General features: G+C 67.9%; 5 protein-coding genes. All 5 read right to left on the reverse strand.

The annotated features are described in order from the left end of the window. On the reverse strand, positions 1–135 hold a 135-nt coding region (locus GA0115259_RS26380; protein WP_093601639.1), incomplete at its 3' end, for a DUF397 domain-containing protein. Further along, a complete protein-coding gene (locus GA0115259_RS26385; RefSeq protein ID WP_237540512.1) occupies positions 132–962 on the reverse strand; it encodes a helix-turn-helix domain-containing protein in 831 nt (276 codons plus the stop codon). The genes GA0115259_RS26380 and GA0115259_RS26385, both read right to left, overlap by 4 nt. Before the next feature lie 653 nt (positions 963–1615). Beyond that, on the reverse strand, positions 1616–2095 hold the full coding sequence (locus GA0115259_RS26395) for a hypothetical protein (RefSeq protein ID WP_093601645.1): 480 nt from the start codon (positions 2093–2095) through the stop codon (positions 1616–1618). Then, positions 2086–6837: an RHS repeat-associated core domain-containing protein gene (locus GA0115259_RS26400; protein ID WP_093601647.1), complete on the reverse strand. Its 4752-nt coding sequence runs from the start codon at positions 6835–6837 to the stop codon at positions 2086–2088. The genes GA0115259_RS26395 and GA0115259_RS26400 overlap by 10 nt, the downstream gene beginning before the upstream one ends. Positions 6838–6959: 122 nt before the next feature. Next, positions 6960–7260: DUF5710 domain-containing protein (locus tag GA0115259_RS40585; protein WP_093601649.1), on the reverse strand; the 301-nt coding region annotated here is incomplete at its 5' end.

Below are 7260 nucleotides of genomic sequence, written 5' to 3' on the forward strand. Positions count from 1 at the left end.
CGGACCGCTCGGGTTCTTGGAGTCACGGACAGGAACCACGCCGCGCGAAGAGGCGAGGTTGGCAGCGACCTCGATGCACTGGCCGCCGTTGTTGCTGTAGGAGGACGTGAACCAACGGGGGGACTCGGTCGTCACGGGATGCCCTTTCGTACCTGCTCGATCATGGCCACGGAAGCCGCCTGAGAGAGCGCTTCGGCCTGTAGCTGATGGTAGGCCGTCAGCAGGGGCACTACGGAAGTCGTCTCACGGTCGAGGTGTCCCTGAGTTTGAGACTCGGCGTAGGCGGCTACGGATCGGTCGGACAGCGTCAGCAGGTTGACCGGGAGGTCGAACGTACGGCGCTCGCCCATGTCGAACGGCGCCACTTGTAGCACTGTGTTCGGCTCGGCGGCGAACTTGACCAGCCTCTCAAGCTGCTGCTCCATGACCGCACGGCCGCCGACGGGCCGCCGGATGCAGCTCTCGTCCATCACGAGAAACATCATCGGCGGGCGGGACCGCTCCAACGCCTGCTGCCGTTCCGCCAGAAACGAGACTCGTTCGTCGGCCTGCTCAGGCGTGATGGCGCGCCGCTGTACGGCACTGTTGGCAAGCACTCGCGCGTACTCCGGAGTCTGCAGCAGACCAGGGATGATCCCGATCTCGTACAGCCGGATCTCGACTGCCCGGCCCTCGTACTCCACGTACTCCGAGAAGCCTTCCAGCAAGGCGCCATGCTTGATCTCACGGCACTTGCGCTCGAACAGATCACCAGTACCCAACGCGCGGTCAGCACTGCGCGCGAACCGCAAGGTTGGCATCTTCCGACCAGTTTCCACGGCCGAAATATGCGTACTGGAATATTCCATCCGGTCGGCCAGGTCTTCCTGCTTCCAGCCCTTCGCTTCCCTGAAGCGGCGCAGTTGCGCTCCGTAGGCGGCTTGCGGGCTGCTATCTGGGTTGAGTTCCTTACGGTTGACCAACCTGGCACCAACTCTCCTGCCATCTCTGACACGTTGAACGCTTCCTGACGCTACGCCACTCTGAGTGCTCCCGGTAGCCATATCGCTACGGAGAGGAGCGGACCTTGTCATGGAAGCACGCTTCCCCGAAGTCCCTCAGCGAAGCGGACGAGTTGGCCCCGGAAGGAGGCGGAGTGACCGCCGGCCTTCCCGAGGGTGGCGAGTTCCCGCCCCGGTCCGGTATCGAATTCCCCCCGTGCCGCTGCCCCATGTGCGTGCACCGTCCCCCGGAACCGACGGACGACAGTCCGGCCATGGCGCGGCTCATGCCCCGCCTTCAGCAGGACACGGCCCAGCGTCACCGTGAAATCAACATCCTGGGACGGCGGCTGTGACCGACAAGCCTGCCCACCACTACGAAAGCGAATACCGCGCATCGTGTCCCGTGATCAGCAGCCCCGATGCTACGTGTGCCACTGGCCGGTGGCACCGGAGGAACCTCAGCGCAGCACGTACTGGGATGCTCCCTCCGGTCCCGGCTGGTACATGCCCGCACACGAAGACTGTTTCAAAGCGGCTGAGGACGAACAGCGCCGCGAATCCCTGGGAGAAAGCGACCACGAGAAGAGTCCGTGAATTCGGCCGGGTTCCTTTCGTGCTGTTCCAGGACCACGCTATTCCAGGGCCACGATCACGCGGACCGGGAGGTCGGTGTCCTCCTGGATGACTCCGGCGACCAGCTTCCGGCCGTCCAAGGTCCACTTCCGGTACGCGATGAACTCGTCCGCGTCCTCCTCCGTGCCCTCGGCCTCGGTGAGGTGGGCGGCCAGGGCGGAGGACTCGATCCCGGGCAGGAAGGCGGCCAGCGCCCGTTCGCCCTCCTCATAGACCGCGTCCAGGTCCTCGAAGTAGCCGGTGTCCTCGTCCACGTCCCGCATCCATACGGTGAACTCGACGCGGACACCGCCGTTGTACGGATGGACCCAGCCTCCGACGCCGTCCTTGTCCCACGATGTCTCGAAGCCGTTCTTCGGCCGTCCGCCGGCCGTCCAGCCCTGGGCCGCGAACTCCGCCGCCACGCTCTCGCCGGTCAGCGGAACACGATTCCGGATGCCTTCCAGCAACTCGACCACTACAGCGACCACTACAGCCATGCGCTCATTCCACTCATGCCATTGCCCGGTACGTGATAAGCCTTGAGTTTTCCACTGGCGACCGCTTCCGGGAACACTCGGGCCAGGACCTCGTTCACATGCGCGGCGCCCCACTCATTGGACACCATGTAGCGCACTCCCTTGCCGTCAAGACCCTCGTTCAGCGCGAGCAGCTTCTCCGCCTGATCCGTGATCTTCGATTCCCGGTAGAACTTGTGCTCCGGATTGTAAGGCGACTTCTCCCATTCGCCCATGTTGTCCCCGCCCGTCCATTTGGCCTCCGTGATCCAGCCGTTCGCCGGGCCGCCGTCCGCGTGCACCTCCCGGCCGTCCGGCAGGATCCACTGCTGTTCGTAGTCCTGATGCGTGACCGTCCGCTGGTAGCGGAAGGAGGGACGGGCGAGCATTTTCTCCGTCAGCCAGCCGAGACCCTTGAACTGCGGACAGGGCGTCAGCCCGAGCGGATCGCAGAACGTATACGGATTGTGCACATAGGTGAGCGGATTCGGCGCGGGCGCGATCCCGAGTGGATCCGGTGTGACATAGCGCCCGGCTTCCGGATCGTAATGCCGGAAGAAATTGTCCCGCAGCCCGGTTTCCGGATCCTCGTACTGCCCTGGAAAACGAAGCGGTGTATAGGCGGAGCCGCCCGGTTTCCACGCGGTGATGCCCCAGCTCGTGGACCGCGCGCTCCAGGCCACCTTCCCGGTCTCGTCCACGAGTTCGGTGGGAGTGCCCACGAGGTCCGAGACGATGGCGAAGAACCGGGAGTCGAATTCATCCTGCGAGAGCGTTTTGCGCTCGTACTGGGCGATCGGGCGGTGACCGTCGTACTCCCATGTCAAGGTGACACCGGCGGCCGTGTCCGACTGTTCCGCGAGGCGGGAGCCGTCCCAGGCGAACACCGTCCGTTCGGCGATCCCGCCGTCCGCGGTCCGGCGTTCCTTGGCGATACGGCGGCCCAGCGGGTCGTAGGCGTATGTCCACAGCGTCCCGTCGGGCGTGGTGCACGCGATCAGCCGGTCCTCGGAGTCCCAGGTGTAGCGCCATATGTCGGGCTTGCGGGACAGCCGCTTCTTGCGGCGCTCCGTGACGCGGCCCGCCGCGTCGTACGTGTAACTCACGGCGCCGGCCGTACGGAGCCGCGTCCCGTCGTACGCGCGCCCGCCGCGGCTCCCGGAGTGCGGAGCCCTGTCGGGCCAGGAGCCGGCCGTCTGGTTTCCGGCCGCGTCGTACGCGTACTCCTCGCGCCAGTCGTCCGCAGTCACCGCCAGCGGGCGGCCGACGACGTCCAGTTCGAAGGTGGTGACCGCGCCCGAGAGCCGGTCCTCGATCCGGGTGAGATGGTGATCGGCGCGGTATCGGTACGCCCGCGCGCTCAGCTTTCGGTCCGGCGCGGCGACGGTCTGCTCGGTGAGGCGGCCGGCGGAGTCCCAGGCGCTGGTGATGGACACCGGCATCGCGGCGGCCTCGCCGAAGACCCGGGTCCGTTCGCGGCCGAGCCGGTCGTGCGTGAACGCGACGGTGTGTCCCGCGATGTCGAGCGCGGTCCGGTTCCCGGCCAGGTCGTATGTACCGTGTGTGGACGCGCCGCTCGGCGTGGTGCGGCCGGCCCGTCGCCCGGCCTCGTCGTAGGAGAAACGGACGGCACGCCCGTCGGTCACCTCTTCCACGACGCGGCCCAGCACATCGTGCTCGACGGTCAGCTCGGACGTGGGCGAGACGATCCGTACGAGCCGTCCCAGCGCGTTGTAGCCGTAGCGCGTGGTGCCCTCGGGCGCCGACTTCGCCACGATCCGTCCCAGCGCGTCGCGGTCCACCGTCAGTGTCTGGCCGAGCGGGTTCGTACGGGAGACCAACTGCCCGAGCGGATCGTGGCCGTAGGAGAGCGTGCGACCGTCGAAGTCCGTCTCGGAGAGCAGCCGGCCCGCCCGGTCGTAGGCGTATGTCCAGCTCAGCCCTCGGCCGTCGGTGACCCGGGTGCGCCGCAGCTCCGTGTCGTACGCGAACTCGTGCCGTACACCGTCCGGTGTGGTGCGGGCGACGAGTTGGCCGAAGGGCCCGTACTCGTACGAGGTCACACTGCCCGTGGCATGCGTGTGGCGCAGGCAGTTGCCCTCGCCGTCGTACTCCCAGAGCTGGGTGGCCCCGTCGTGGTCCTCCCTGCGCGCGAGTGTGCCCTCCACCGTCCAGCTGAGGCGGCAGACGGCTCCGGTGGCATCGGTGAGGGCCGACGGACGGCCGAAGGGATCGCGTACCACCTCGGTGGTGTTGCCCAGCGGATCCGTCACGGCGACGGGCAGGCCCGCAGGGCTGTTGGTGACCCGGTGGACGGCTCCGGCGGTGTCGGTGGTCGTCCGGCGTGCGCCCGACGCGTCGTAGGCCGACCTGGTCACGGCGCCGTCCGGAGCGTGGATCTCCGTGAGATTGCCGCGGTCGTCGTAGTGGTGCTGCCAAGTGGAGCCGTCCGACCGTGTGATGGCCGTGGGCTGGTGCAGTCCGTTGTGGCGGACGGTGACCGTCGAACCGTCCGGCAGGTCGACCGCGGCCAGATCGCCGTGCTCGTCCCAGGAGTACCGCGTCTGCTGTCCGAGTGCGTCGGTGTGCGACAGCATGCGGTCGTGGCGGTCCCAGGTACGCAGGGTGCTGTGGCCGAGCGGATCGGTCTCGCGGACGACCTGGAGGAGTTCGTTCAGATGGAGCGTGGTGGTGGCGCCGGTGGAGTCGGTGTAGCGGGTGATCCGGTTCTCCGTGTCGTACGCGAAGGACGAGGAGAGAAAGCCGTCCGGTCCCACGGTGCGGACGACCCGGCCCGCGTGGTCGTAGACATAGGTGAAGGTGTAGTCGTTGCGGTCGGTCCACGAGGTGACGCGGCCCGGCTCGTCGTAGGTGAAGCGCAGTGGCAGGCCGGAGGAGTTGACGACGTCGGACAGCCGGCCTCGGGCGTCATAGCCGTACGTCATCACCTCCACGGGCCCGTCCGGTGTGCGGAGATGGAGCGCGCGGACGCGTTCCGCCTCCGTGGTGACCTGGACGGTGTAGCCGCCGTCGTGGCTGACGGTGGTGGGCGAGCCGTCGGAGCGGCGGGCGAAGGAGATGCGGTTGCCGTTACGGTCCTCGATGGCCGTCAGCCAGTACGCGGTGGAGGCGCGGTACGGGCTGCCACTGAAGTAGCGCGTGAGACCGGTGTGCGGATCTGTGACCGTGTACGTCGTCACATCCTCGTCCTGGCCGTCGTGGACCAGGGCCAGCCTGGGCCCTTCCATGGGCAGGACGGGATCACGGCCGGGCAGCGGCAGGCCCGGATAGACGAGGAGCGAGCCGTCCTGGCGGGCCCAGATGCCGCCGGTGCCGATCGGGTCGGGCTCGATGCGCTCGTCGAGCGTGGAGGCCCAACTGGCGCCGAACCACTGGCCGTAGCGGTACTCGGACAGATGGGTGCGGCTGAGGACGAGCGGCAGGGTGCCGGGCAGGGCGAGGTCGGTCTGCGGGAGCGTCATCTCGCCGGTGGCCACGTCGACCGGGTCGTTCTTGCAGGTCTTGCCGTTCAGCGGGATGCCGTTGCGGCGAGGATCGTTCTTCGCGCCGCGCAGGGACTCCGGCTTCTCGTGGCCGGACGGGCGGCTCCTGCCGGGCGTGGATCCGCCGGGCCCACCGGGCCCGCCGCCGGCACCGGCGCCGTTGTCGTTCTTGCGCTCCTTGGCGAGGCGGGCGCGGATGTCGTCGTCGTTGTTCTTGTGGTCCTTGGATATCTGGCGGACGGCTTGGGGAAGGGTCTGGCCGACATGGTCGCCCATGGTCTTGGCGGCCTTCTCCAGCGCGTCCATGGCCTTGTCGGCGAGAGGATCGATGACCTCGGCGATGGAGTCCCGGCCGCGGGTGCGGCCATGGGCGGTCTTGGCCTTGGTGAGCTTGCCGGCGGTCCTGCCGTGGATGCTGACGCTGACGCCGTTGAGCTGGGTGGAGGCGAAGTCGTGCTCGGAGTGCTCGATATGAAAGCCGGGCCCGGAGCCGGGGCTTGAGCCTGCGCCTGAGCCGCCGCCGCCACCTCCGCCGCCGCCGCGCGTAGAGGCCAGATGCATGGCGTCCTTCGAGCCCTGCACGCCCTCCTTGAAGCCGTCCGTACCGGCCTGCTTGGCCTGGTCGAGGTCGACACCGTCCTGAAGTCCCATGGCGGTGGCGCCGAGTTGGACCACCAGGTCGGCGGCGAGATTTTCGAGCGCGGCGACGGCCGGCTCGGTCATGGCCGAGACGATATAGCCGACCGCCTCGTCCGCCGCCTCCTTGATCAGCCGCCGCACCACCTCCTGCGTCGCCCGCATCGCACCGGCACCGACCAACGCCGACAGACCGCCGGTCACCGGAATCAGCGACAGTGAGATACCCGCCTCAGCCGCCAGATACCCGAGCTGAACGATCGCGGCGCCCTTCATCACCTCGATCGCCGTGGCAGCCGTGTCCAGCGCGCCCGCGATGGTCCGCGCCGCCGAGGCGATGTCCTTGATGTGCTTGTCCTTGACCTGCCCCCAATGCCCGTTCAGCGCATCGAGAGCCTCACCGTGCCCGGACGAAATGAGCCGCTGCACATGGTTGTTGGCGAGCTGCCCGTCGTCCTCCAGATCCTCCGCGAACTCCCGCAGGGCGTCCGCCATCTCCCGGTACGCGTCCTCGTCCACATTCGGCCAGGACACGCCGATCAGATCCAGCAGAATGTCGGCCCACTCCGGCACCGTGACAGCCACGATCCCAACCCCCCGTACGCGCAAGCACGTTCACAGAAATGCTCGTGCGAAGAGCCTGACATGCGCGCGTCGAACGGATCAAGGCGACGCCGCCGACCGAAGCCGGTGAACGGCCGCGACTTCTACGGCAGCCAGCGGCGTACCTGGTCCCGGGTGACCCGGGCGGCGTCGACGTGCCAGAGCCGGTTCTTCCCGTCCCAACGGGCGTGGAGCGGCTTGGCCTTCGCCTCGTCCTTGTCCTCGTAGGGAACGGCGAGGTAGAGCCGTCCGCCGACAACGCTTCCCGGGCGGATGCCGTCATCCCCCGACGAGGACGGCGAGGACGGCGAGGACTGCGAAAACGAGGACGGCCGCTCGTCGGATCCAGCCGTGCCGGCTCCAGCCGTGGCAGCCGTAGTGGCCGTCGCAGCCGTGGAGGCCATG

This window comes from Streptomyces sp. MnatMP-M17 (genome assembly GCF_900091995.1).
Taxonomy (GTDB): Bacteria; Actinomycetota; Actinomycetes; order Streptomycetales; family Streptomycetaceae; genus Streptomyces.

Bases quoted from the DNA above. Each gene is read 5' to 3' on its own strand.
- GA0115259_RS26395 (WP_093601645.1), bottom strand. From the start codon at position 2,095: ATGGCTGTAGTGGTCGCTGTAGTGGTCGAGTTGCTGGAAGGCATCCGG.